At 69.8% G+C, this 25095-nt stretch carries 26 protein-coding genes and 2 pseudogenes; 14 read left to right on the top strand and 14 right to left on the bottom strand.

Going from position 1 to position 25095, the window contains the following annotated elements:
* The first annotated feature begins 33 nt into the window (after nucleotides 1-33).
* The 3 genes and pseudogenes from FHX42_RS09660 to FHX42_RS09650 all read left to right on the top strand — a co-directional run bounded on the left by FHX42_RS09660 (nucleotide 34) and on the right by FHX42_RS09650 (nucleotide 1830).
* A complete protein-coding gene (locus tag FHX42_RS09660) occupies nucleotides 34-726 on the top strand; it encodes a type 1 glutamine amidotransferase domain-containing protein (RefSeq protein WP_182543892.1) in 693 nt (230 codons plus the stop codon).
* Nucleotides 727-728: 2 nt separating this feature from the next.
* On the top strand, nucleotides 729-1286 hold the full coding sequence (locus FHX42_RS09655; protein WP_182543891.1) for a TetR/AcrR family transcriptional regulator: 558 nt from the start codon (nucleotides 729-731) through the stop codon (nucleotides 1284-1286).
* 122 nt (nucleotides 1287-1408) lie between these two features.
* Nucleotides 1409-1830: pseudogene (locus FHX42_RS09650) on the top strand (organic hydroperoxide resistance protein).
* Between the two features lie 246 nt (nucleotides 1831-2076).
* Here FHX42_RS09650 and FHX42_RS09645 read toward each other — a convergent pair.
* The gene (locus FHX42_RS09645) at nucleotides 2077-2412 is read right to left on the bottom strand and encodes a hypothetical protein (RefSeq protein WP_182543890.1); all 336 of its coding nucleotides are present in this window, start codon (nucleotides 2410-2412) and stop codon (nucleotides 2077-2079) included.
* Between the two features lie 106 nt (nucleotides 2413-2518).
* Here FHX42_RS09645 and FHX42_RS09640 point away from each other — a divergent pair, with 106 nt between their 5' ends.
* On the top strand, nucleotides 2519-3310 hold the full coding sequence (locus tag FHX42_RS09640; RefSeq protein WP_182543889.1) for an aminoglycoside adenylyltransferase family protein: 792 nt from the start codon (nucleotides 2519-2521) through the stop codon (nucleotides 3308-3310).
* 248 nt (nucleotides 3311-3558) lie between these two features.
* Here FHX42_RS09640 and FHX42_RS09635 read toward each other — a convergent pair whose 3' ends face one another.
* Together FHX42_RS09635 and FHX42_RS09630 are read right to left on the bottom strand one after the other, a co-directional pair.
* Nucleotides 3559-4620, bottom strand: coding sequence for a saccharopine dehydrogenase NADP-binding domain-containing protein (locus FHX42_RS09635; protein WP_182543888.1), 1062 nt, complete (start codon nucleotides 4618-4620; stop codon nucleotides 3559-3561).
* Nucleotides 4617-5324 carry a PLP-dependent lyase/thiolase gene (locus FHX42_RS09630; protein WP_182543887.1) on the bottom strand — a complete coding sequence of 236 codons (708 nt, stop codon included), beginning with the start codon at nucleotides 5322-5324 and terminating at the stop codon, nucleotides 4617-4619. The genes FHX42_RS09635 and FHX42_RS09630 overlap by 4 nt, the downstream gene beginning before the upstream one ends.
* 93 nt (nucleotides 5325-5417) lie before the next feature.
* On the opposite strand from FHX42_RS09630, the gene FHX42_RS09625 reads away from it, so the two are divergent.
* Nucleotides 5418-5891, top strand: a complete 474-nt coding sequence (locus FHX42_RS09625) for an Lrp/AsnC family transcriptional regulator (protein ID WP_182543886.1) — start codon at nucleotides 5418-5420, stop codon at nucleotides 5889-5891.
* A 160-nt stretch (nucleotides 5892-6051) separates the two neighbouring features.
* Nucleotides 6052-6903, top strand: coding sequence for an SAM-dependent methyltransferase (locus FHX42_RS09620; RefSeq protein WP_182543885.1), 852 nt, complete (start codon nucleotides 6052-6054; stop codon nucleotides 6901-6903).
* 241 nt (nucleotides 6904-7144) lie between these two features.
* On the opposite strand, the gene FHX42_RS09615 is transcribed toward FHX42_RS09620, so the two are convergent.
* Nucleotides 7145-8149, bottom strand: coding sequence for a YeiH family protein (locus FHX42_RS09615; protein ID WP_328796016.1), 1005 nt, complete (start codon nucleotides 8147-8149; stop codon nucleotides 7145-7147).
* A gap of 94 nt (nucleotides 8150-8243) precedes the next feature.
* Nucleotides 8244-8876, bottom strand: a complete 633-nt coding sequence (locus tag FHX42_RS09610; protein ID WP_182543884.1) for a class I SAM-dependent methyltransferase — start codon at nucleotides 8874-8876, stop codon at nucleotides 8244-8246.
* A 136-nt stretch (nucleotides 8877-9012) separates the two neighbouring features.
* Here FHX42_RS09610 and FHX42_RS09605 point away from each other — a divergent pair, with 136 nt between their 5' ends.
* Nucleotides 9013-9903, top strand: a complete 891-nt coding sequence (locus FHX42_RS09605) for a LysR family transcriptional regulator (RefSeq protein WP_182543883.1) — start codon at nucleotides 9013-9015, stop codon at nucleotides 9901-9903.
* Here FHX42_RS09605 and FHX42_RS09600 read toward each other — a convergent pair whose 3' ends face one another.
* From FHX42_RS09600 to FHX42_RS09590, 3 genes are all read right to left on the bottom strand, one after another.
* Nucleotides 9904-10956, bottom strand: a complete 1053-nt coding sequence (locus FHX42_RS09600) for an NAD(P)-dependent alcohol dehydrogenase (protein ID WP_328796015.1) — start codon at nucleotides 10954-10956, stop codon at nucleotides 9904-9906.
* Between the two features lie 80 nt (nucleotides 10957-11036).
* On the bottom strand, nucleotides 11037-12473 hold the full coding sequence (locus tag FHX42_RS09595; protein ID WP_182543881.1) for an aldehyde dehydrogenase family protein: 1437 nt from the start codon (nucleotides 12471-12473) through the stop codon (nucleotides 11037-11039).
* A 54-nt stretch (nucleotides 12474-12527) separates the two neighbouring features.
* The gene (locus FHX42_RS09590) at nucleotides 12528-13805 is read right to left on the bottom strand and encodes an MFS transporter (protein ID WP_182543880.1); all 1278 of its coding nucleotides are present in this window, start codon (nucleotides 13803-13805) and stop codon (nucleotides 12528-12530) included.
* A 61-nt stretch (nucleotides 13806-13866) separates the two neighbouring features.
* On the opposite strand from FHX42_RS09590, the gene FHX42_RS09585 reads away from it, so the two are divergent.
* Together FHX42_RS09585 and FHX42_RS27740 are read left to right on the top strand one after the other, a co-directional pair.
* Complete coding sequence (locus tag FHX42_RS09585; protein ID WP_182543879.1) at nucleotides 13867-14589, top strand: GntR family transcriptional regulator; 723 nt, start codon at nucleotides 13867-13869, stop codon at nucleotides 14587-14589.
* A 210-nt stretch (nucleotides 14590-14799) separates the two neighbouring features.
* Nucleotides 14800-15297, top strand: a pseudogene (locus FHX42_RS27740) (agmatine deiminase family protein); the annotation flags it as partial.
* 25 nt (nucleotides 15298-15322) lie between these two features.
* On the opposite strand, the gene FHX42_RS09575 reads toward FHX42_RS27740, so the two are convergent.
* From FHX42_RS09575 to FHX42_RS09565, 3 genes are all read right to left on the bottom strand, one after another.
* Complete coding sequence (locus FHX42_RS09575) at nucleotides 15323-15763, bottom strand: DUF6314 family protein (RefSeq protein ID WP_182543878.1); 441 nt, start codon at nucleotides 15761-15763, stop codon at nucleotides 15323-15325.
* Nucleotides 15764-15768: 5 nt separating this feature from the next.
* Nucleotides 15769-16458, bottom strand: a complete 690-nt coding sequence (locus tag FHX42_RS09570; protein WP_182543877.1) for a histidine phosphatase family protein — start codon at nucleotides 16456-16458, stop codon at nucleotides 15769-15771.
* Nucleotides 16459-16540: 82 nt separating this feature from the next.
* Nucleotides 16541-17371 carry an undecaprenyl-diphosphate phosphatase gene (locus tag FHX42_RS09565; RefSeq protein ID WP_235987227.1) on the bottom strand — a complete coding sequence of 277 codons (831 nt, stop codon included), beginning with the start codon at nucleotides 17369-17371 and terminating at the stop codon, nucleotides 16541-16543.
* A gap of 310 nt (nucleotides 17372-17681) precedes the next feature.
* Here FHX42_RS09565 and FHX42_RS09560 point away from each other — a divergent pair, with 310 nt between their 5' ends.
* The 3 genes from FHX42_RS09560 to FHX42_RS09550 all read left to right on the top strand — a co-directional run bounded on the left by FHX42_RS09560 (nucleotide 17682) and on the right by FHX42_RS09550 (nucleotide 20012).
* Nucleotides 17682-18647, top strand: coding sequence for an aldo/keto reductase (locus FHX42_RS09560; protein ID WP_182543875.1), 966 nt, complete (start codon nucleotides 17682-17684; stop codon nucleotides 18645-18647).
* Nucleotides 18648-18795: 148 nt separating this feature from the next.
* Nucleotides 18796-19791 carry a YncE family protein gene (locus FHX42_RS09555; RefSeq protein WP_182543874.1) on the top strand — a complete coding sequence of 332 codons (996 nt, stop codon included), beginning with the start codon at nucleotides 18796-18798 and terminating at the stop codon, nucleotides 19789-19791.
* On the top strand, nucleotides 19788-20012 hold the full coding sequence (locus tag FHX42_RS09550) for a DUF5703 family protein (RefSeq protein WP_182543873.1): 225 nt from the start codon (nucleotides 19788-19790) through the stop codon (nucleotides 20010-20012). The genes FHX42_RS09555 and FHX42_RS09550 overlap by 4 nt, the downstream gene beginning before the upstream one ends.
* A gap of 31 nt (nucleotides 20013-20043) precedes the next feature.
* Here FHX42_RS09550 and FHX42_RS09545 read toward each other — a convergent pair whose 3' ends face one another.
* On the bottom strand, nucleotides 20044-21144 hold the full coding sequence (locus FHX42_RS09545) for a lipoate--protein ligase family protein (protein ID WP_220480097.1): 1101 nt from the start codon (nucleotides 21142-21144) through the stop codon (nucleotides 20044-20046).
* 115 nt (nucleotides 21145-21259) lie between these two features.
* On the opposite strand from FHX42_RS09545, the gene FHX42_RS09540 reads away from it, so the two are divergent.
* Together FHX42_RS09540 and FHX42_RS26560 are read left to right on the top strand one after the other, a co-directional pair.
* On the top strand, nucleotides 21260-22837 hold the full coding sequence (locus FHX42_RS09540; RefSeq protein WP_328796014.1) for an N-acyl-D-amino-acid deacylase family protein: 1578 nt from the start codon (nucleotides 21260-21262) through the stop codon (nucleotides 22835-22837).
* Between the two features lie 582 nt (nucleotides 22838-23419).
* Nucleotides 23420-23605: a GatB/YqeY domain-containing protein gene (locus tag FHX42_RS26560; protein ID WP_328796013.1), complete on the top strand. Its 186-nt coding sequence runs from the start codon at nucleotides 23420-23422 to the stop codon at nucleotides 23603-23605.
* Nucleotides 23606-24190: 585 nt separating this feature from the next.
* Here FHX42_RS26560 and FHX42_RS09530 read toward each other — a convergent pair.
* The gene (locus tag FHX42_RS09530; protein ID WP_182543872.1) at nucleotides 24191-24379 is read right to left on the bottom strand and encodes a hypothetical protein; all 189 of its coding nucleotides are present in this window, start codon (nucleotides 24377-24379) and stop codon (nucleotides 24191-24193) included.
* Nucleotides 24380-24465: 86 nt separating this feature from the next.
* On the bottom strand, nucleotides 24466-24987 hold the full coding sequence (locus tag FHX42_RS09525; protein WP_182543871.1) for an STAS domain-containing protein: 522 nt from the start codon (nucleotides 24985-24987) through the stop codon (nucleotides 24466-24468).
* Nucleotides 24988-25095: the final 108 nt, after the last annotated feature.

The raw sequence follows: 25095 nt of genomic DNA, 5'->3' as shown, positions 1-25095 counted from the left end.
TGAGGCGGCCGTTCCGAAAAGGGTGAGTCCCTCATGGCCAAGATCCTGTTCGTGATGACCGGCGTCGACTACTGGACGCTGGCGGACGGCACCCAGCACCCGACCGGCTACTGGGGCGAGGAGTTCACGGCGCCGTACCAGGCGTTCACCGCCGCCGGGCACGAGATCGTGGTGGCCACCCCCGGTGGTGTCGTGCCCACAGTCGACAAGGGCAGCCTCGCCCCGGAGGTCAACGGTGGCCAGGACGGTGCCGACGAGGTCATCTCCGTGCTGAACTCGGCCACCGAGCTGCACGACCCCGTCAAGGTGGAAGAGGTCAACTCGGCCGACTACGCGGCGGTGTTCTACCCCGGCGGCCACGGCCCGATGGAGGACCTGGCGGTCAACGGCGACTCGGCGCGGCTGCTCACCGATACCCTGGCCTCCGGAAAGCCGCTGGCCGTGGTCTGCCACGCCCCCGCCGCGCTGCTGGCCACCGACACCGGCGAGGGCTCTCCGTTCGCCGGCTACCGGGTGACCGGGTTCACCAACACCGAGGAGTCCCAGGCCGGACTGGCCGACAAGGCTCGGTGGCTGCTGCAGGACCGGCTGATCGCCCTGGGGGCCGAGTTCTCCGAGGGGCAGCCGTGGGCGCCGAACGTGGTCGTCGACCGCAACTTGTACACCGGGCAGAACCCCGCCTCGTCGGCTCCGCTGGCCGCCGAGGTCGTCAAGGCACTGGGCTGACCGTGGCAAGCGACCGGCTGACCGAGATTCTGGATGCCACCTACGAGTGCCTCACCCGTTACGGCATCCGGCGCACCACCATGGACGACATCGCCACCACCGTGGGCGTGTCCAGGTCAGCGGTCTACCAGTACGTCCGCAGCAAGGACGACGCCGTGCGGCGGCTTGTCGAGCGCCTGCACCACCGGACGCTCGCGCAAGCCGCCGAGGTGGCCGCCACCGACCGGGACCCGGCCGAGCGCGTGCACGGCGTCCTGACCGCCAAGCTGGACCTCGTCCTGGACCTCGCCGGGGACTCCGCGCACGCCGCGGAGCTGCTCGACGCCAAGGCCCGCCTCTACGGCGACATCTGCGCCGACTTCACCACCCGGCTCAAACACCTGCTCACCGACGTGTTCACCGACGCCGGGCTGACCGGGATCGCCCCCGCGGACGCCGCCGACATCTCGATCGCACTGGTCGTCGGACTGGAATCGCATCCGGACGCCAGGCGGTTGCTCGGCCCCGCGACCGAGTCCTTCCTGGCCGGGCTGCCGGGGATGCCGGCCCGAGGCCACTGATCCGACGAACACCGGCGAGATGCTCGTCCGGCTGCCCCGGGCACGGCCCAACTCCGGCCGGGCCGGCGACGCGCCTGTACGGCACCGCAGGAAAGCCCGCACCGAACGAGCGAGGAGATCTCATGACAGCGCTCTACACGGCAGAAGCGACCGCCACCGGCGCCGGAAGCGGGGGCACACCTGGTGGTCCTCGGACGGGGTGCTCGACCTCGACCTGGCGGTGCCGAAGGAACTCGGCGGTCCCGGCGGCGCGGCGACCAGCTCGGAACAGCTGTTCGCCACCGGCTACTCCGCCTGCTTCCACAGCGCCCTGCAACTCGTGGCCCGCCGGCCCAAGGTCGACATCTCGGGTTCGTCGGTGACCACCGGGGTCAGCATCGGGCCCGACGCGCACGGTGGCTACGGCCTGAACGTGAGCATGACCGTCTCCCTGCCCGGACTCGGCCACGAACAGGCCCAACAGCTGGTCGAACAAGCAGATCGGACCTGCCCGTACTCCAACGCCGTCCGCGGCAACGTCGACATCGACCTGCAGGTCGCCTGACAACCGCAGCGGAGGACGTCGGTGGGTCCGAGCGTCCGCGCTGAGCGCGGACGCTCGGACCACTGGTGCCTCGCCGTACCCCGGTGGGGACTACGGCTGGTGCGGTATCGGGTTGTCATCGCGCCGCGAAGCCACGGCGACGTAGCCGACCTCGACAGCGCCATCAGCCGCTGGCCCGAGCAGGCTGATGCTGCCGATCACGAGACCTCTCGCCCGTTCGACTTCGTGGCGGGCTCGTTCGGGGCTCTACCGGGCGGGAGCGGTGGCGGCCAGCGAGTACATCAGTGGCAGGCGTGCGGAGTGGTCGAGGTAGTGGAAGCGCGTACCGTCAGTGACGAGCGCGCCGTAACGCGGGAACGGGATCGTGTCGTGTTCGTGGACGAACTCGATCCGCAGTCCGGATCCGGCGACGGCGCTGATGACGTCGCCGAGTTCGTCGAGTTGGAACTGGTCGAGGTCCTCGGCACCGGTGCGAAATCCGTCGAGATCGTAGAACGAGCTCGCGGTGTTGATCGGAACCCGCTCGTCCCAGTGTCGTCGGTTGTCCTCGACCAGCTCGGTGACGCTGCTGGTGCCGCTCATGCCGGAATCCTACGAGCGGGCCACCTCGTACCGGCAAGCCGATTTCGCGCGACCACCGCTTACGTGGCAGTGGTCATCCGTCCGTGTGGGGTGAAGGAGCGTGTTGGTGCGTCAGGACGAGGACAGCGTGCGCGTCGTGCGCGACGTGCTCGGTGCGGAGATCGTGGGGGCGTATCTGTACGGGTCGGCCGTGCAGGGCGGGTTGGGCCCGCACAGCGATGTCGACGTGTTGGTCGTGGCGCGGCGGCGCACGGCACCCCGGCAACGGCGAGCACTCGTCGATGGTCTGCTGAGTGTCTCCGGTGCGTACCCGCGGCGCGGCGCGGCCCGGCCCATCGAGCTGACGCTCGTCGTGGAGTCCGATGTCCGCCCGTGGCGGTACCCGCCGCGCTGTGAGTTCCAGTACGGCGAATGGCTGCGGGACGAGCTCGTGCGCGGTGATACCCCGACGCCGACGAGAGATCCGGATCTGGCGCTACTGCTCACGATGGTGCGGCAGCACAGCAGCCCGCTGGTCGGTCCCCTGCCGGAGGACGTGCTCGATCCCGTCCCCTGGCAGGATCTCGAGCGCGCGCTCGTTGCCGGCGTGCCGGACCTGCGTGCCGAGCTCGCCTCGGACACGCGCAATGTCGTCCTCACGCTCGCCCGCATCTGGACGACTCTGACCACCGGAACGATCAGTTCCAAGGAGGCGGCGGCCGACTGGGCACTGGGGCGGCTCCCCGCCGAGCACCGACCCGTGCTGGACCGCGCGCGGGCCGTCCACCGCGGAGAGCAGGAGGAGCACTGGCAGGACCTCCTCGCGGACGTGCGCCCTTGCGTCGACCACATCACCCGCGTGATCGAACGGATGACCGGAGGCGACCGGAGCGCTGGGCGTGCCCCCGGGGATCACTGACGGATGGTGCCGGTACCGGTTTCCCCGCCCGACGATGCCGACCGATTCGCCGGCGCATCACCTTCGCGATCACGCCTGAGCGGGTGGGTCCTTCGTCGAGCACGGGCAGGCGAGCGCGGCGTCGAGCTCACCGACTTCAGCGGTCACATCGCCTCCTCGCCCGGCACGCACATGACACGGCGAGCCTGCTCGACCACGCACGGCAACCAGGAATTCGAGACCTCTCGGCACCGGGCCTGGGGTGCTGGTCAGGTGAGTACGGAGTCGAGGCGTGCCGCCCGGGTCGCGAGGTCGTCGATGGCGACGGGTCCGGCCAGCTCCGGTGCGATGTCGGCGACGGCTTTCTGGCTGGCCGGGGTGAGGTGCACGGTGCCGTCGTCGTCGATGCTGTCGATGCCGTCGCCGGCGGCCATGCGCTCGTTGACCGCGACCGCCTCGGCCTCGGAGAGCCCGGGCGGCAGGTCCAGGGCGACGGAGCCGTCGACGATGCGGACCGGGTAGCCGCCGGGCAGGCCTGCCGGTGCGGCGGTGGAATGGCGCAGCGGACCCGCGCCGGGCAGGAGTGCTTCCAGGACGGGGATGGCTGCGGCTGCGGTGACGGTGTTGTAGCGCGGTCCGGGTGCCAGCGCGGGCGCCCGGTAGGCCAGCGAATCGCTCCGCTGCCCGTGCTCGCCGAGGTAGACCCGGCAGCGCTGTTCCGGGTCGGCGGGTGGGCGGGCTTGCATGACGTCGAAGACCTGGGCGTGGTGGCCGAGCACGCGGATCAGCGGCATGGGCCGGTCCGGGTGCGCGGCGCGCAGCGCGGCGCGGACCCGCAGCTGCATCTTGGCGGCGTTGCCCAGGCCGACGGTGGGGGGTAGGCCGAGGCGGGCCAGGACCGGGCCGGTCACGTCCGGAAACGACAGGTTCGCCACCGGCCCGGTGTAGCCGGCCTGGCGGGCGGCTCGCATGACCGACAGGATCAGCGGGAGCTGATAGGGCAGCCGCACACCGAGACCGGCGGCGGCGACAGCACGAGCCGCGGGATCGGTGCGGCCGGACATCGTCCAGGGGCCGCGCAGCGAGGCGCAGTGCACGACCAGGTCGGGTCGGGTGGCAGCCAGCAGTTCGGCCACCTCGTTCTGTCGGGAGGCATCCAGCCGGGCCGGCTCGACCAGGCAGTCGCGGGCGCTGGCCACGGTCGCCGCCACGGAATCGCCGGCCGCCGAGCGGCCCGCCAGCAGCAGACGCCGCACCCGGCTACCGGCGGCCAGTCCGTCGGCGATCCGCTCGCCGATGTCACCTACACCGATGATCAGCACCGTGCTCAATGGCTTACCTCCGTGACGGTCAGGACGTCGCCGAACAGGGCGGTTGCGACGTTTGGCCCGATAACAGCGGTCGCCAGCACCTCGTCCGGCACGTCGTGCGTGGCGATGGCGGCGAGATCGGCCGCGCCCGCGGGTTCCGGCAGCACCCCGAGGGTCGCCAGCGCGGTGCACATCGCTGCAAGGGTGTCCGCGTCGTCCACGACCACCACGTCGTCGACCAGCAGGAGCATGCGGGCCACCGATTCCGGGATCGGCGCACTGATCGCGACGCCCTCGACGAAGACGCTGTCCTCGCACGTGGCGGCGTAGGCACGAGCGGCTTGTTCGGCTCGGCCTTCGCTGGCCTCGTGCACGCGCACGCCGAGGGAAGCCATCCTGGCCAGTTTCACCGGGCTGATGCCCGCGGGAACGAACATCTCCGCGCTCAGGCCGTGCCTGGCTGCCGCGTAGCCGACGGCCCGGCCGAAGTTGCCGGTCGACTCGCACACCAGGCGGGTGCCCGGCGCGAACTCGCGGGCGAGCAGGTCGATGCCGCGGCCCTTGAAGCTGCGCAGCGGATTCAGGGTTTCGATCTTGACCATCACTCGTCTGCCGAGCGCGACGCAGAGCTGCTCGTCGACGAACTGCGGCGTGTCGACGAACACCGGATCGATCAGACTCGAGGCTTGCTCGATCCGGGTGAGATCGAGGCCCAGATCGTGCATGTGCGTGCCTTCCGGATCGGGATCGTCCCCACGGTAGAGCGGCGGGCGGTGATCGCGATTGAAAATCGTGCCGCTGCTGCGCAAAATCGTTGCGTGCCCTCCGTTCCGGATTCCCTCGATCACCGGCTGCTGCGGCTCGTCCAGGAGGACGCCGGACGCACGCTGCGCGATCTCGGTGACGAGGTCGGGCTCTCCCCCAGCGCGGTCCAACGTCGACTCCGCGGTTACCGCGCTGCCGGAGTCATCACCCGCGAGGTCGCCGTGCTCGACCCGAGCGCACTCGGGCCCACCACGCTGGCCGTGGTCCTGGTCACGCTCGACCGCGAGTCCGCGCAGCACCACGCCGCGTTCCGCGCGCGCATGCTGGTCGAGCCCCGCGTGCAGCAGTGCTACGACCTGGCCGGGCAGTGGGACTACGTCGTCGTGCTGGTCACCGAGAGCCTCGCCGAATGCCGCGCGTTGTCGGACCGGCTGTTCATGGACGACGAGAACGTGCGCCGCTACGACACCCTGCCCGCGCTCGAGGCGATCAAGACCGGCCTGTCCGTTCCCCTGCCGGACCCGTAGTGGCGAGCCGGTGTCACACCTGCTCACCCGTGTGCGCCGGGGCGCGCACAGCGCCCGGACAGTGTTCGCGGCAACCGAGCGTATGTGCACACGTCCTGTACGGGCACGGGTGATCACACTAGAGTGCTCGCCGGATCACTGTCGTGTAAGGAGTCTGCCGATGAGCACCGAGACCGAGGGGGACGCGGCCCGGTTCCCCGGGGTGGACCTGTCGCGTCCGAGCGCGGCCCGCATCTACGACTGGTACCTCGGTGGAGCCCACAATTGGGCCATCGACCGGGAGTTCGGCGCCCGCATCGAAACGATGCTACCGCCGATCAAGGCGCTCGCCCGGAGCAATCGCGCGTTTCTGGGGCGACTCGTGCGGGCGGCTCTGGATTCCGGGATTCGCCAGTTCCTCGACATCGGCAGCGGGATCCCGGCTGTGGGCAACGTCCACGAGATCGTGCGCCAGCACGGCGCGGACGCGCGGGTGGTCTACGTCGACTACGAGCCGGTCGCCGCCGCCCACTCGAGGATGCTGTTGCAGCAGGAGGAGGCCACCGGTTGGGCCGGTATCGTCCAGCAGGACTTCTTGGCCCCGTCGGCGGTCCTGGAGTCCCCGGAGACCCGACGGCTGATCGACTTCGATCAGCCGGTCTGCCTGTTACTGATCGCTCTGGGTCACTTCCTCGGCGACGAGGCCGACGTGCCCGGAGTGCTGGACCGCTACCGCGATCGGCTCGTCGCCGGGAGTTGGCTGGGGTTGTCCCACATCGCCTGCGACGATGCCACCCCCGAGCAGCAGGAGCAGATGCGCGGGGGCGCTGCGTCCTACCAGGACACGTCGAACCCGCTGTGGTTGCGGGACCGGGCCGAACTGGCCCGGTGGTTCGGCCCGTGGCCGCTGCTGTCACCGGGGATGGTGCATCTACCGGACTGGCGCCCCGACGTGCCGGACGAGCCCCTGTCCGAGGAGGAGGCGCAGGCCCGCGGGCTGGCCTGGTGCGGCGTGGCCACCCGGCCCGACTGAGCCGAGCCGGGTCATCACCTCGAGGTTGGGGCGGTGTCGCAGGACCACCGTGTGCGCCGCGCGAAGTCGAGCTCGGTCATGATCGGACATCGTAGCTCGTGAGGGCCGGGGAGGACGACCGGTTTGATGAGTTGTCCGTATCGGCTCTGCCGTTGTCAGCGGACAGAACTCGCAAGAACGAGTACGCGCCCGAACCGGTATTCCCGGCGGTGACCTCGTCGGCGTCGAGGAAGGTGGCTGCTCACGCGAGCGTGAACATGGTGGCGACGGTCGTGGCGGTGACCAGCACCGTCGAGCACAGGCCCAGGACGAAGGCCTTCGGCCCGGTGCGGAGCAACGCCCGCACCCGTACCGAGGTGCCGAGTCCGAACAGTGCTCCCGCCAGCAGCAGGGTGGTCACCTGTTCGGCCCCGGCCAGCACCACCTCGGGCAGCAGCCCGGTGCTGCGCACCGCCACCGCGGTCAGGAATCCGACCACGAACAGCGGCAGGACCGGTGGGCGCTCGCCCGTGGCGCCGGTCCGGCGTCGTTCGGCCAGGCTGACCAGCATCACCAGCGGTGCCAGCAGGACCACCCGGCTGAGCTTGACCACCACGGCGACGGCCACCGCCGCCGCACCGGCCGGGGACGCCGCCGCGACGACCTGGGCGACCTCGTGCACGCTGCCCCCGGCGATGCGGCCCAGCTGCGGGTCCGAGAGCCCCAGTCCGGTGCCGACCACGGGCAGCACCAGCATCGCCGCCGTCCCGAAGATCGTTACCATGGCGATCGAGGTGGCCACGTCCTCGTCGTCACGGTCGATCACGCCGTCCATCGCCGCGATCGCCGAGGCCCCGCAGACGGAGAACCCGGTCGCCACCAGCATCGACAGTCCCCGCGAGGCGCCGAGCAGCCGCCCCAGTCCCACCGTTCCGAGGAAGGTCACGGTCACCAGGATCAGCACCGCCGCGATCGTGCCGATCCCGAGCCCGACGAGTTGGCCCACCGCCAACCGCAGCCCCAGCAGGACGACACCGGCGCGCAGCAGCCTGCGCATCGCCCAGGCCAAGCCGGGCCCAGCGGACTCGGGCAACCGCACGACGTTGCCGACCACGATGCCGAGCACGACCGCCACGGTCAGGGCGCTGACGGCCGCGATCAGCTCGGCGATCACCAATGCCACGACGATCGCGGCACCGGTGATCACCAGTCCCGGCCACAGCACGGGGGCGGGTGGCGTCGGTGCGCTGTGTTCGGTGGGGGTCACCGGGTCAGCATCACGAAATCCCGCGCCCGTGCGTAGCCGTGATCCGCGCAGGAGGTCATAACGTCACGGCATGACACCGTGCGGCGATGTCGCTTCAGAGCCGCCGGATTCGGGCCAACCACGCCGCCGTGTCGGCGGGTTCACCGATGGCGACGCCGAGCCGATCGGCGTCCTCGGGATACCGGACGATGCCCCGGTAGCGGTGGGGGCTCAGGTCCTCGATGTCCCAGCCGTTCCCGAAGGCCCCTCGGATCGCGGTGTCGCTGATGCGGGGCCCGGTCGCCGCCTGGGTGTCGGAGAGGGCGAGCACGTGCACGAGAGCACCCGGGCGGCAGGCGGCGTGCAGGCTGCGCGCGTAGGCCGGGCGGTCGGTGGCGCCGAACACGTGGAACAGGGCGCTGTCGAGGACCGTGTCGTAACGGGGCCGCGCCCCCAGGTCCAGCGCGTCGGCGACGGCGAAACGGGCCGGGACACCTCGCGCGGAGGCATTCGCGCGTGCCTGTTCGAGCGCGCGTTCGGACAGGTCCACCCCTTCGACGTCGTAGCCGAGCTCGGTCAGGTGAATCGTGTGCTCGCCGCTGCCGCATCCCGCGTCGAGCACGGCGCCGCGGATCCAGCCGGCACGCTCCAGCTCGACGATCGCGGGCTGGTTCTGGTCGATCACCCACGGCGCGGAACGGTTCTCGTAGGCCGAGTCGAACGTGGCGAGGTCAACGGTGCTGTCCATGGTCGTCTCCGACTGCGTCTCGGTGGTGTCCGCGCTTGCCCGAGGAGTCTCGAACTTCGACTTAACTCGACATCAAGGGGCGTGTGTCTCAGGCCACCGGGGCGGGGCTGCCGGCCGGGGCACCTATGCTCGGTGCATGACCGCACCCGACACGGAATCATTACGGCTGCTGGTCCTGGTGGGTGACCTCGGCAGTCTCGGTGCCGCCGCGGCCGAGCTGCGGGTCAGTCAGCCTTCGGCGAGCAAACGGCTGTCCAGCCTGGAACGCCAACTCGGCCTGACCCTGCTCGAACGCACCCGCCAGGGGTGCACCCTGACCCCGGCCGGGGCGATGGTCCGCGACTGGTCCGGGCAGGTCCTGACCCACCTCGACGGCCTCCTCGACGGGGCCCGCGCCCTGCGCGCCCGCCACGAGGTCCACCTGCGCGTGGCGGCGAGCATGACCGTGGCCGACTACCTCGCCCCGGCGTGGATCAGCACCCTGCGCACGACCCTGCCCGAGGCGCACCTCGAACTCGACGTCGGCAACTCGGTCTCGGTCTGCGACCGGGTCCGCCACGGCCAGTGCGACCTCGGATTCATCGAAACCCCCTCGGTACCCGAGGGGGTGTCCCGCCGCTACGTCACCGGGGACCGCATGGTCGTCGTGGTCCCACCCGAACACCCCTGGGCACAGCTGCGCCGCAGCCTGAGCGTCACCGAACTGGCCGCGACCCCGCTGATCGTGCGCGAGCGGGGCTCGGGCACCCGCGAAACGCTGTACCAGGCGCTGTCCTACCGCGGGAGCGACCCCGTGGCTCCCCTGCTGGAACTGCACTCCACCACGGCCGTGCGCAACTCCGTGGTCGCAGGGGCGGGACCGGCGGTGCTGAGCGTGCTGGCCGTGGCCACCGACCTCGCCGAGGCACGCATGGTCGAGGTCGACGTCGACCTCGACCTGCGCCGCCCCCTGCACGCCGTGTGGCGGGCGGGCCACCGGCTGACCGGACCGGCGGCCGCGCTGCTGGCGATCGCCGTGCGTTCCTGATCAGTCCCGCTGGCCGGGTCGCACCACGGGTTTGATGCTGTGCGGATCGGTGTTGGCCGTCAGCGCCTGCTCCGCGTCCTCCAGCCGGTACCGGCCGGTGACCAGCGCGTCCAGCTCCACGCGGCCGGAAGCGGCCAGGGCGATCGCCGTCGGCCACGTGTTGGCGTAGCGGAAGGTCCCGGTCACCTCCACTTCCCTGGTTTGCAGCACCACCATCGGCAGGGTGATCTCGTCGGCTCCCATTCCCACCAGAACCACTCGCCCGGCGGGACGCACCGCGGGGATGCCCGCCCGAATGGCCGGGGCCGCTCCCGAGCAGTCGAGGAAGGCGTCGACACCGTCGACGACCTCGGTCGGCTCCCGCTCGGTCGGGTCGACGGTGCTGGTGGCGCCGAAGCGGGTGGCCGCGTCCCGTCGCGGCTCGGACGGTTCGACCACGGTGATCTCGGTGGCCCCGAAGGCCCGTGCCACCTGCACCGTCAGCACGCCGATCGGTCCGGCACCGGAGATGAGCACGCGGGTGGCCGCCCCGATCCGGGCCTTCGAACACGCCCACACCGCCACCGACAGCGGCTCGATCAGTCCCGCCGCGTCCTCGGAGATCTCCGGCGGCACCGGGTGGGCGAAGTCCTCGTCGAGCACCACGTACTCGCAGAAGGCCCCGTCCACCGGCGGGGTGGCGAAGAACCGCATGTCCGGGCACAGGTGATAGCGCCCGGTCTTGCACTGGTCACAGCGCCTGCACGGCACGCCGGGTTCCAGCGCGACCCGTTGGCCCACCCGATCGGCGTCCACGTCGGGGCCGGTGGACACGATCCGGCCTCCGGCCTCGTGACCCAGCACCAGTGGGGCGGTCACCACGAACGGGCCCACCCGACCGTGCTCGTAATAGTGCACATCGGACCCGCACACCCCCACCGAGTCGACGCGCACCAGTACCTGCCCGGCACCGGGTTCGGGGGTGGGGCGGTGGTGGACCGCGATCTCGCCGGGAGCCGAGAGCACACTGGTCCGCATCGTGTCGGGGATCCGGTCGTGGGAGGACGCTGTCACCGGATGAACTCCCTCCTGGTAGCCGTGACGTCGCCGAGAGTCTCTCGCACCCTCGACTTCGAGGGGAACCGCACGGGTCCTCATTCGTCGGTGAAGGACATGACGTGCTTGACGCGGCTGTACTCCTCCAGCCCGGCACGACCGAGATCGCGCCCCGAGGCCGAGTGCTTGAACCCGCTGTGGGGCATCTCGGCGGCCATCGGGTGGTGGGCATTGATCCACACCGTGCCGGCCTGCACCCGCTGGGACATGCGCATCGCACGGGCGTGCTGCTGCGTCCACACGCTGGCCACCAACCCGTAGCGCACCCCGTTGGCCAGCTCGATGGCCTGCTGTTCGTCGTCGAAGCGCTGCACCGTGATCAGCGGGCCCAGTACTTCGTTGCGGACCAGCTCGTCGTCGTGACGCATGCCCTCGATCACCGTGGCCTCGTGGAAGAACCCCTCCCCGCCCCACCGCCGGCCCCCGGCGGCGATGCGGGCCCGCTGGGGCAGCCGGTCGAGGAACTCCCGCACCAGGTCGAGCTGACCGGCGCTGTTGAGGGGCCCGAAAGCAGCCTCGGAATCACCCGGCGGCCCGGGACGCATGTGGCGCGCCCACCCAGCCAGGGCTTGGACCAGTTCGTCGTGCACGCTCGCGGCGACCAGCACCCGGCTCGGTGCCGTGCAGCTCTGCCCGGCGTTGCCGAAAGCCGCCGCGGCGATGCACCGCGCGGCCCGCCGCACGTCGGCGTCGTCGAAGACCACCGCCGCGGCCTTGCTGCCCAGTTGCAGGTGTGCACGCTTGAGGTCGGCGGCGGCCGCGGCCGCGACCTCCATACCGGAACGCACCGTGCCCGTGATCGAGAACATGCCCGGGGCCTCGTGGGCGACCATGGCCCGGCCGCTGTCGCGATCCCCGCAGATCAGGTTCAACACCCCGGCGGGCAGGTGCCGCGCGGCGGTTTCCACCAGCATCGACGTCGACACCGGAGTGGTCTCGGCCGGTTTGATCACCACCGTGTTGCCCGCGGCCAACGCCGGGGCGATCTTGGCCACGGCCAGCACCAGCGGATGCGTCCAGGACGTGACCTGCGCGCACACCCCGATCGGTTCCCGCCGCACGAACGAGGTGTGACCGGGCCGGTACTCGGCGGCCGCGGTGTCCTCCTGCAACCGCGCGGCCGCCCCGTAGAACCTCAGCAGGTCCACCGCCCAGGGAAGTTCGTCCTGTTCGACGAGGCCGGTCGGTTTGCCGGTGTTGCGGCACTCGGCGGCCGTGAACTCCGCGGCGTGGTCCTCGAGCTCGTCGGCGATGCGCAGCAGGGCTCGCTGCCGCTGGCGTGGTGTCGTGCGGGCCCAGCTCCGGGCGGCCGAAGCCGCCGTGTCCATCACCTCGTCGACATCACTCCATCGGGTCAGCGCCGCGGTGCCGAACTCCCGCCCGGTACCGGGTTCGATCAGCGGCAGTGTCAGCCCGTCCCGGGTCGGTGCCCATGCGCCGCCCACGAAGTTGTGCAGTGCCAGCGCCGTGGTCACACCGACCTCCTCGACCTCGCGAGCCCGTCCGGTGGTGTACCACCGTCGGTCGATTCACGAGCCTGGCACAGGACGGGTCCGTCGCACCAGCTGGCCGAGGACACCGCCGCCGATCACCACCAGCACCGGCACGAACGCCCACCGGTAGGCCTGCTGCGGTGGCAGCTGGCCGAGCGCGCTCAGCACGCCCCCCACTCCGGCCTGGATGAGCACCGCGGCCAGGAACCCGCCCATGTTGACCACGCCGGAGGCCGTGCCGGAGCGGTGGGCGAGGTTGGCCGAGCGGGCCCCGTCGAAGGCCAGCATGGCGCCGCCCCCGCCGACCCCGATGGTCACCAGTACCGCCAGCAGCACCCCGAACGGCAACGGACCCGGCCAGCCGATCATCACCGCCCAGGACGCCGCGACCGCCACGGACAACCACAGCGTGCCCTTCTCCCGTCGGTGCGCTCCCCCGGTGAGATAGCGCCCCGACAGCCACGAACCGACCAGGAACGCCACCACGCACAGCATCAGCATCGTGCCCGCCCCGGCGGAGCTGTACCCCTGCGCCTGGATCAGCCACGGCGAGCCCCACAGCGTGCTCACGGCCACGAACTGGGCCATGAGCACGAAGTGCACCCAGAACGAGTGCTGAGTGCCCCGCTGGGCCACGACCGACCGCAGCAACCGCCCGATCCGCTCCGGTGGCCCCTCGGCGGCAGCCCCGCTCTCACCGGCGGGCCGGTTGCGCAGCATCATCGCCGCCAGCACCGCGAGCGCGGCGGTCAACGCCGCCGCTGTCACGAACGTCGTGACCCATCCCAGCTCGTGCAGGGCCGCGCTCAGCGGAGTGGTGGCCACGAGTTGACCGAGGCCTCCGATCAGGCCGGTCAGTGCCGCGACCCGGCCGAAACGGTTCGCGGGAAACCAGTGGGCGGCCAGCCGCAGGACGTTGGTGAACAGGAACGCGTCACCGAAACCGATGAGCATCCGACCGGTGATACCGCCGGCCAGGGAGGTGCTGAGGCCGAACACCGTCGAGCCCGCCGCCAGCGCGAGCATCCCTCCGGTGATGACCGTGCGGGGGCCGAGCCGGTCGGCCAGCACTCCCGAGGGGATTTGCAGCGCCAGGTAGACCCCCAGTTGCAGCGCCGAGAACAGCGACAGCACGGCGGGTCCCGCCGAGAACCGGTCCAGTGCCTCCGGAGCGGCCACCGCCAGGCTCGCACGGTGGAACAGGGCCGTGAAATAGCACAGCGCGGCCAGCCCCCAGATCATCCAGGCTCGGCGCGGCGACCAGGTCACGCCCTCGCCGCCGAAGTGTCGGCGTTCCGCCACCGTCGTCGTCATCCCCACCTCCACAAGCTGAGATACAGCATAGATACAAGCAGGGGGCACGTACGATAGATCCGTGTCGAGCGCAACACCGTCAGAATCGGTATCCGCGGCCCTGTCCCGTCGAGCCGTTGAGCAGCCGGCCGCTGATCGGGCTTACCGCCACGTCAAGGCCGGGCTGTTGGATGGCAGCTACGCCGATGGGCATTTGCTGTCCGAGGGGGAGATCGCCGCGGACCTGACCATGTCGCGCACTCCGGTGCGGGAGGCGTTTCTGCAGCTGCAGGCCGAGGGGTTCCTGCGGCTGTACCCCAAGCGGGGTGCGCTGGTGGTGCCGGTGACTCCGACCGAGGCCCGCGCGCTGATGGAGACGCGGTTGGCGCTGGAGAGCTTCGCCATCGACAAGCTCGCCGCGTCCGGGGCCGAGGCCCTGCGGCAGCTGGGCGGCGAACTCGCCGCCCACCCGGCCTGCCACCCCGACGAGCTCTCCGACGCCGACATGCACGAGACCGACCGGGCCTTCCACGCCCACCTCGTCGAAGCCGCCGACAACCCCGTGGTCACCGACCTCTACGGCACCCTGCGCGACCGGCAGCTGCGCATCACCGCCACCGCCCGCACCCACGAACCACCCCGCCGCGACACCGTGACCCACCAGCACGGCCACATCGCCCAAGCCCTCCACAGCGGCGACGGCGAACTCGCCAAAACTCACCTGCGCGACCACCTCGTCCACACCGTCCAAGCCCTCGGCCTGTCCGCGGGCCCCTTCCTCGACCCCGACGGTGAACAGCGGTAAGCGCACTGCGAAGCCCCGAACCGCCCGGCCTCGTCCTGCCACGAGGCCACAGCGGCCCGCGAATCGGCTGAAACGAGCGCGACGCACACGACCACAGGGGAACTTCCCGCCCGAACACCGGCACTGCTTCGCCCGCCCCCACCAAGCCCGCCAAGCACAACGCCTGCGCGGCTCCGCGGTCGACGTCATCGACGTCCCCGTCGACGACCTGTGGACGCCCGGGACACGACACCGACGTTCGTGATCGGGCAGAACGACATCCGCGGTACCGAATTCGTCGTCAACGGGTGGGGCCGCGAACGAACCCACCGCGCCGACACCCGGGTGACCGCCCGCCCGCTGGACCACTGGGGCACCGAACACGGTCGCCGAAGGCGGAGCACCGGAGGTCGACGGGCAAGGCACCCTGCTGGTCAACGCCAACCCCGATCCGGGACGGCCCCGCCAGGAGATCACCACCGAACTCTGCGCGCCGTCGAACTCCCCGACGCCGACCGCGCCACGAGCGGCACGCACGAACCCGAGTTCCTGACCTCCCACGCCAACTACTACGTCGCCAACGCGAGCGGTGTTCGTGCCCCACTGCGGGACCGCCGAACCGACGAGCGGGCCCTGTCGGTGCTCCGCGATCTCCACCCGGGCCGCACCGCCATACCGATGGAACTCAACGCCCCGGCCGAAAGCGGCGGAGGAATTCACTGCGCCACCCAACAACAGCCGGCCCGTGACCGACCTACGGCGCGCCGGCGCGCCGTAGCCGCGTGGTCATCGCGTAGTTCTTGGTCGGCCCCGCCACCGTCCACGCCTGCTCCCACTCGTGACGACCGTGCACGTGGAACTCACCCCGGTACAGATCCTCACGACACGGATGCCGCGTCCGCCACCATCCCTCGCGCAGATCCAGGTCGTGGAAGAAATCACCGTAGTCGAAATACACCTCGGCCAGCCCGGGTCCGGTGATCCGATACCGCAACCTGCGGTGGGCGGGACCACGATAGGTCCCCACATCCAGGGTGCCCCGCTCGTCGTACACGAGCACCGATCCCTCGACGGTGACCTCGGCCGTGCCCGCGAACGTACCCAGCTCCGCCCCGGCACCGTCGCGAATCCCGCGATCCAGCCGCCAGTGACCACCCAAATAGTCCGCGAGGTCGAAAACCGGCCAGCCGCCCATCTGCCTCACCGCCCGGTCGAACCACCGACGACGGCCTCGGAACCGGCACCGCCGTCGTCGGCCGACGGAACCAGCCTCGAAACGTCCGAACCGGTGTCATTGATCCCGAGCACGAACGGCCGCGTGTCGGTGTAGCGCACGGCACTGATCGAACACGGCTCCACCACGATGCGCTGGAAACCGTCGAGGTGCAGACCGAGCGCGTCCGCCAACACCGCCTTGATCACATCACCGTGGCTGCACAACGCCCACACCGCGTTCGCACCGTACTCGGAGGTGACCCGCGCGTCATGGGCACGAACAGCGGCCACCGCCCGAGCCTGCATCTGCGCGAGCCCTTCACCGTCGGGAAACACCGCCGCCGAGGGATGCTGCTGCACCACCTTCCACAACGGCTCCTCGGCCAGGTCCTCGACCTTGCGGCCGGTCCAAGCCCCGTAATCCACCTCGGAAACACGCTCGTCGCTCGTCACGGTCAGCCCCTGCGCACCGGCCAGCTCGGCCACGGTGTCCTGACACCGCTGCAGCGGCGAGGACACCAGCGCCGACAGGGGGATCCGCGACATTCGCCCGCCCAGATCACGCACCTGCCGAGCACCGATCTCGTCGAGCCCGATACCACCGGAGCGCCCCGCCAGGATGCCGGAACCATTGGCCGCCGACCGCGCGTGCCGCAACAGAATGAGAGTCGCCACGTCCGCCGAGGGTAAGGGCCGCACCACACCAGGCCGGCCGCAGCCCCCACCCACGCGCACTCTCAGCGCCCACCACCGGGCATCAGGACCGCATCACCCCGAAACCCAACAGCGCGTAGACGGCCACACCCACCAGAACACGCCACCACACGAACAAGTACACACTGTTGCGCTGCACGTAACGCAGCAACCAAGCGATGCAGGCATACCCGATCAGCCCCGCCAGCACCGTGGCCACCACCATCTGGACAACACTCGGCTGCAACCCCGGCCCACCGGTCTCGAACACGTGCGGAACCTCCATCAGCCCCGCCGCGAACACGGCCGGAATCGCCAGCAGAAACGAAAACCGCACCGCCGTGGTCCGATCCAACCCCAGGGACAATCCCGCGGTGATCGTTCCTCCCGACCGCGAAACCCCCGGAACCAGCGCCAACGACTGCGCCAACCCCATCAACACACCGTCACGCAACCGCAGTCCCTGCTGACCACGCCGCTGCGGCCCGAACCACTCGGCCAACCCCATCAACACACCGAACACGATCAGCGTGGTCGCAGTGATCCACAAGCTGCGCAGCGTACCCCGAATGTAGTCCTGGAACAAAAACCCCAGAATGCCGATCGGAATGCTGCCGACGATGACGTACCAGGCCAACCGATAATCCCGGGTGCGCCGAACCCGGTGACTGACGATCCCGCGGAACCAAACGCCCACCAACCGAGCGATGTCGCCGAAGAAGTAGACCACCACCGCCAGTTCGGTGCCGATCTGAGTCACCGCCGTAAACGACGCACCCGCATCCGCCCCGAAGAACAACTGCGACACGACGCGCAAATGCCCGGACGACGAAACGGGCAGGAACTCGGTGAGCCCCTGCACAACGGCAAGCACCACGGCCTGCAACCACGTCAACGAAACCACTCCAGCACCATCGAAACCGTCCCGCGCCCACCCCCACGACGCGTCACCCCTGCCACCCCCCGGACAAAAATCCTGCAGCATCCACACCACCCCGACCCCGCCGGGGCGACCACACCGATCAAGACCATGACCACCCAGGTCACCCGGGACGAACACCCTCGGAAAAAACCCCGCGGCAAGACCCACCACCCGGACCGGGAACCCCCACGCCCCCTGTGAACCCCGCCACTTTCACCGACGACGCACCGCATCGGCACGGGCACGCGACAACGCCGAAATCCACCGAATAAGCTCGACGGGCGTGGAACAACGACAGCTCGGCCGCAGCGGCCTCCGCGTGTCTCGACTCGCCCTCGGAACCATGAACTGGGGACTCGGTACCGACGCCAACGACGCCGCCGACCAGCTCGTCGCCTTCCGCGACGCCGGCGGCACCCTCGTCGACACCGCCGACGTCTACCAGAACGGCCACAGCGAACACATCCTCGGCGGCCTGCTGGGAACCGTGGTCCCCCGCGACGACATCATCGTGGCGACCAAAGCCGGCGCGCACCGCCACGACGGGCCGTTCGGCACCGGCGCCTCCCGCGGCGCACTCCTCAACGCCCTGGACGGATCACTACGACGACTCCGCGTCGACCACATCGACCTGTGGCAACTCCACACCTGGGACCCCTCGGTGCCCCTCCAGGAAACCCTCGACGCCCTCGACACCGCCGTGAACAGCGGAAAGGTCCGCTACGTCGGCGTGTCCAACCACACAGGCTGGCAACTGGCCACCACCGCCACCCTGAGCCGGACCACCCGAACAGCACTGTCCTCACTGCAAACCGAGTACTCCCTCGTCGAACGCACCGCCGAACACGAGATCGTGCCCGCCGCCGACCACCACGGCCTCGGCCTGCTGGCATGGGCACCCCTGGGCCGCGGAGTACTCACCGGCAAGTACCGCACCACCACCCCCGCCGACTCCCGAGGCGCCCACCCCCACCTGGCCGACTACGTCGACCACCACCGCACCGAACGCGCCTCCAGAATCGTGCAAGCCGTGTTCACCGCCGCCGAAGGACTCGGCACCTCCCCCATGGCCGTGGCACTGGCCTGGGTCCGCGACCGGCCGGGCGTGGCCTCGGCCGTACTCGGAGCCCGCACCAGCACCCAACTCACGACCTCACTGGCCTCCGAGGACATCGTGCTGCCCCCCACCATCCAAGCCGCCCTCGACGACGTGAGCGCGACCACCGACACCGGCCCCGCCCCCGGCTAACCCGGGCCACCTGTCCAGGCACGTCCAACCACGCGAGATACTGTCACGCCGAGGCCACCGATGTGGGCGACACACCGATGCGCCAAGCAACCACCCGAGGCGCGGCAAGCACGAACCACCCCGCCCGGCACACCCAAGGAGGTCGTCGTTGCGCCGACTGGTCGCCGCCTGCCTGGTCGTAACCGCCTTGCTCACCGGATGCGGCACCGGCGAAAGCAGCAGCCACCTCCGGGTCAGCGACACACTCGTGCCCGCCACCCCCGCCGACTCACCCCCCACGGCCACCACCCCTGCCGGCACCGTGCTGCCCGCACCCCCCGCCGACCTGACCGTGCTCGACCCGGCCACCAACACCCTCGCCCTGGCAGGAGCGGGCCGCCCGAAGCTAACCCTGTTCGACACCCGAACCCCGAACAAGCCACCACGCACCATCCCACTGCCCGGACCCGCCGCCGGCATGCGCAAAACCGGCAAAGCCACACTGCTGGTGTCCATCCCCGACAACGACCTCGTGGTCCGCGTCAACACCACCACAGGCACCCTCGACCGCATCCCCGTCACGGGCGGACCAGTCGACGCCGTCGAGATCCAGGGCGAACTCGTGGTGGCCCTGCGCGAGCCCAACACCGTCGTGACCGTCGACAACGGCAAGGTCCAACACACCGCCGACGGATTCCAGGAACCCTCCCGCCTCATCCGACAAGGCGACGAAGTCCTCGTACTCGACAGCCTGGCCACCTCACTGACCCCCGTGACCATCGACACCGGCGACAAGGGAGCAGCCCTGCGCGCCGGAGAAGGCTCCACCCACGCCGTCAAGGACCGCTTCGGCCGCATCCTGACCATCGACACCCGCGGCAACGAACTCATGGCCTTCTCCACCGACCCGCTGATCATGAGGCAGCGATCCCCCGTCGACGGCCACCCCTACGGCCTGACCTACGACGCCTCCACCGACCTCGCCTGGACCACGCTGACCGCCAGCAACGAACTCGTCGCCTACGACGTCACCGCGGGCCAACCGATCGAACGCCACCGACTCCCCACCGTCCGCCAACCCAACTCCGTGACCGTTGACCCAGCCACCGGCACGGTCTACGTTGCCTCCGCGACCGGACAAGGACTACAGGTGGTGTCAATGTGACCGAAACAACACACGAACAGGACCACGACCAGCACTGGGACTACCGGGCGCTGCGCCTACCCCCCGGCATCACCCGGATCAGCGCGGCGACCCAACTGACCATCCACGCCGAATTCGCCGGCTGGGAACTGTCCCGAGTACTGCTCTACTCCGACGGAACCCGCAAGGTCTGGCTCCGCCGCCGACGCACCACACCCGGCGTGCCCGAACTCCTGACCTGACACGACACCCCCACACAGGGACGAACCGCGCTCAGGGCACCCGGTGCGTCCACTCCGATGTCGCGAACTTGGCCTCGATCAACTCCCGCATCCGCCGCGCCTCGGCCACGGTGACCTCGTCGTCGACCAAACCGTAACGACGACGGAACCCCTCAACCAGCGTGTCGATGATGCTCTGCCGCGCCATGCCGGTCTGCCTGCGCAACGGATCGACCCGCTTACCGGAGCTGGACACCCCCTTGTCCGAGACCTTCTCCTCACCGACGCGCAGCACCCGCTCCAACTTGTCCACGTCGACGTCGTAGGACATCGTCACGTGATGCACCACCGCCCCGGAAGCCACCCGCTTCTGCGCGGCACCACCGATCTTGCCGCCGTCCGAGGTGATGTCGTTGAGCGGCTGATACCACACGTTGAGCCCCAACTCCCCCAACATGTCCAACACCCAGTCGTCGAGAAAGGCGTAGGAGTCCGCGAACGACATCCCCGCCACCAACGAACTCGGAGCGTACAACGAGTAAGTGATCGTGTTGCCCGGCTCGACGAACATCGCACCACCACCGGTGATCCGACGCACGACCTCGACCCCGTGCTCCCGAGCCCCCTCGGCGTCGACCTCGTTGCCCACCGACTGGAAACTACCGATGATCACCGACGGCGCCGACCACTCCCAGAACCGCAACGTCGGAGACCGCCGCCCCGCGGCGACCTCCTCCCCCAACACCTCGTCCAACGCCATGTGATTCAACGGCGACTGCGGCTCGTCCCGAATCAACCGCCACTGGTGATCACGCCACCCCGTGGCCCGACTCACCGCCCGACGAACCGCGATGGCCACCGCCTCGGGACCAAAACCCACCATCCGCACGTCCGAGGACAGCTCCCGCTCGATCAACCGAGCCAACGTCTCCGAGCCGGCATCCACCCCGGCACCCTGCAACGCCCGGTTGATGTCCTCCAACGCCTCATCGGGCTCGAGGAAGAAATCCCCACTCAACCGCACCCGACTCAAGCGGTCCTCGACCACGTCCACGTCGACGACAACCAGCTTGCCACCCGGAACCTTGTACTCACCGTGCACCGCACACCCCACCTGACGACCCGGCACCGACGCCCTTGCCCGAAGCACCATGCCAGACCCACCCGAACACCCCGTCCGCATCCCGGACACCTGTGCCCCTCGCTGCACCACCCCTCCTCCGGCAGGATGATCCCCACCACCAGCGCCGCAGGAAGGCAGGCCACCCGTGAACACCCCCACCATGCTGCTGACCGGAGCACACCTCGCGGACGGCACGGCAACACCCCTGCGCGCCGCCGACGTCCTCGTCGAGGACGGCCGCATCACCGCCGTGGAAACCCCCGGCACCATCCCCCCGGACGCCCTCCCCTCCCGCGACCTGACCGGACTCGTCCTGGCACCCGGCTTCATCGACGTGCACTCCCACGCCGACAACGCACCCCTGCTCACCCACGACGACACGACCAAGATCCTGCAAGGCGTCACCACCGAAGTCGTCGGCAACTGCGGCTTCAGCCTCGCCCCCACCAGCAACGACCACGCGCCGTCGGCACTGACCGAACGCCTCTTCCCCCCACTCGAATTCACCTGGTCCGGCTTCGCCGACCTGCTCACCACCACCGACCACGCCGGATACGTCACCAACCACTGCCCCCTGGTCGGCCACAGCACCCTGCGCGTGGCGGCGATGGGCATGTCCGAACACACCCCCGACGACCAGGCCGAGCGAACCATGCGCGCCGGACTCGACGAAGCCATGACCGCCGGCGCCTTCGGCCTGTCCAGCGGACTGATCTACCCGCCCGCCCTCTTCGCGCGCACCGAAGAACTCAGCACACTGGCCGAAGTCCTCGGCGGCGGCGGCATCTACGTCACGCACATGCGCGACGAGGGCTCGGCACTGCTGGACTCGATCACCGAGGCACTGCGCATCGGTGCCGTCGCCGGACGCACCCACCTGTCACACCTCAAGGCCGCCGGCCCCGGTAACTGGGGAACCGTGCCCCACGCCCTCGAGAAGATCAACGCGGCCCGCGCCGACGGCCACCGGATCGCCCAGGACGTCTACCCCTACACCGCCTCCTCGACCGTGCTCACGGCCGCCCTGCCGGCGGAGTTCCTGGCCGGTGACGAGCGAACCCTGCTGAATCGCCTGACCAGCTCCACCGGACGCGACGAACTCGCCGAAGCGTTCGCCGCCGGACGCCCGGGCTGGCAGCACCACGGCGGTGGCTGGGACCACGTGCTCGTCGCCACCACGGCCAGCCACGCCGACGAAGGACGCACACTGGCCCACGTCGCCGAGGAACGCGGTGTCGAACCCGTCGACGCACTGATCGAGATACTGGTGCGCGAGAAGCTACGAGCCTCCATGGTGCACTTCTCCATGCACGAACACGACCTCGAAGCCGCACTGACAGACAACCACACCATGATCGGATCCGACGGTCTGCCCCCCGGTACCGGAGGAAAGCCCCACCCTCGCCTCTTCGGCACCTTCCCCCGGCTGCTCGGCCGCTACAGCCGCGACCGCGGCATCCTCGACCTCCCCGAAGCCGTCCGCCGCATGACCGCGCTCCCCGCCCACGAGTTCCGCATCCCTGCACGAGGACGCATCGCCCCCGGCTACATCGCCGACCTGGTCGCGTTCGACCCCGCCACCATCACCGATGTCGGCGACTACCAGGACCCGGCCCACCCGCCCCACGGCATTCCCTGGGTGTGCCAGGCGGGACGCACCGTCGTCGAGAACGGCGTCCACCTGGGTGGCCGCCACGGCAGCAGGCTGATTCCGGCTAGCTGAGCTCTTTTTCTCCGTGCTTGCTGCGTGTCCTTGCTTTTTGGTTTTTGTTGTGATTTAGTTTCATTCAATACTGAAACAACTATGGCAATAAACTGAAACACTCGAAGGCGGGAATGCGACATAGAGGTGTGACGTGCATCATCGAACACGGCACCGTACTGACCCCAGGAGAACCCCATGCACCAGGACGCGCCCCATCGCCCCGGCCCCGTCGGAGCCGCTGCCGAGCCCTCCCCCGGGACATCAGACGTTACGGCTACACCCGTGCCCCACGACGACGGCGACGAGAGCCACCTGATCCGAGGCTACGACTGACCGGTGATGCTTCACCGGCACGGCAGCTCCGAGAGACCCGTTGCCCGGTCCCTCCGGACCGAGTTAGCGCCCTGAAACGTGCGTACCGACCTGCGTCGCGAGCTGACGGCAGCTCTCAAGGTTCGAGACCGCGTCGCCATCGCCGCTCTCCGCTCGACGCTGAACGGCCGTCGAGAACGCTGAAGCCCCTCCGAGGGGCCATCTGGGGCGAGAACCTCCGAGAGCGAGCGCATCGCAGGATCGGTCGCCGGCCCGGGTGCCGCAGAAGTGGAACGTCGTCACCTGACCGAGGCCGATCTGCGCGCGATCGTCGAGACAGAAGTGCACGAGCGGTCGAACGCTGCGAGCGAGCACGAGCAGAACGACCGTCGCGACATCGCGCGACGCCTCCGGTCCGAGGCTGACGTGCTCAGTCGGCACCTGCCCCCAGAGCGGCAACCGATCGACGAGTGAACGATGAAGGAAGTACCGGGATACGACTGTTCCCGCTCGGTGAACCCTCGGTGGACGGCGTACTGGTTCACAGGCGGGAAACGGCGACGGTCGACCACACGCCGTCGGATTCGGCAAGCGCGTCGGGTGCGATGCGCAGCTTTGGGCAGCTGCTTTTGTGCAACTGCCCCCTTCGGCGGTGCGGGTGTAGACGAGATCGTTGACGGTCACCGTCTCCGGCTGGTGTCGACGCCGACGACGGTGCCGAAGCCCATGCCGAGCAGGGCGAGGCTCTGAGGGGCGAGCGGCGCCGGGAAACCGTGCCCAGGAGCCGGCTACCGCACCCGCAGACCCTCGTGCAGGGTCTGCGGGTGCTCGGGAGAACAGGCGGTGAGCACGATCGCGGTACCGGTGAGGGGGGCGTGAGCCAGGTTGTGCAGCCTGGTTGGCGGGCTGGGGGCGCCCCCGCGTCGGTGGCACCGTGGAGCGAGGGCCCTCCCCGCCAGCAGGCACCGGCCCGCCGCGCAGCCCCCTCGGGGGGAACCTGCTACCCCACCACGGCGCTGCACCCGATGCTTTCGAAACGAGCTCGTCGGCATGGGCCTCTCAGACGTTCGTTACGCGGTGGGCGCCACACACTTGGCAGATCAGGCGGTTGATCGGCCGATGGGCGAATTCGTGCGAGGTGTCCTCGGTCAGGGCGAAGTGGCCGCACACCTGGCAGCCCTCCGAGGACGGCGTGGTCGACGCGACCTCGTACCCGGCAGCGACCAGCGGTGAATGGGTGGATGACATCAGAGGTCCGTTCCTTATGGTGACGACCGTTCCCGGAACTGATCCCGGTCCACGGTCCGAACCGCCGGGAGAGGCCGCGGGACTGCTCATGGCTGCGTCACGACCGACCGGACCTGCCCGTTCCGGGCCACCGGATACTCGTGGTCGGTGCCGTCCGTGGCCCCGGCCGCCCCGCGCGCGGCGGTCGACGTGGCAAAGCACGGCGGACCGGCCCGGAGTCCACCGGCGATCAGCGCGCGGTCGACGGCACGGGTGCTGGTCACGACGCTGAACGCGATGCCGCGGTGGTCGGCGTAGGCGTGCGCACGAGCCAACAGCTCCACACCGGCGAGACCGAGAAACCGCACCCGGCTGAGATCGACGATGACCGCGGCCGGCGTTGACCACAGTCGCGGCCACAGCAGCCGGCTCAACCGCGGCGTCGTGGCGAGATCCACGTCCCCGGCTGCGCTGAGCACCACCACCTGCGGATCGGTACAGCTCAGGCTCAACCGCAACGGTGCCCCCTCCGTTACCGAGTCCGAAGCGCCCGACGGTCCTCCCGCGGCGTCAGCGGAAAACGAGATGAGCTCGCTGTCGGCAACCGGAGCACGAAGGTGGAAAAGCATGCACAGCTCCCGTTCTGGGAAAAAGGGGCACGCATCTCGCCGAACACGCGAGGTCACCCCCGATCAGGGGCACTGCCAGCTGCTTGCTTAACTAGCCAATGCCGAATC

The organism is Halosaccharopolyspora lacisalsi, from assembly GCF_014137975.1.
In the GTDB taxonomy this organism is placed as follows: domain Bacteria; phylum Actinomycetota; class Actinomycetes; order Mycobacteriales; family Pseudonocardiaceae; genus Halosaccharopolyspora; species Halosaccharopolyspora lacisalsi.
This window is presented reverse-complemented; position numbering and strand designations above follow the sequence as displayed.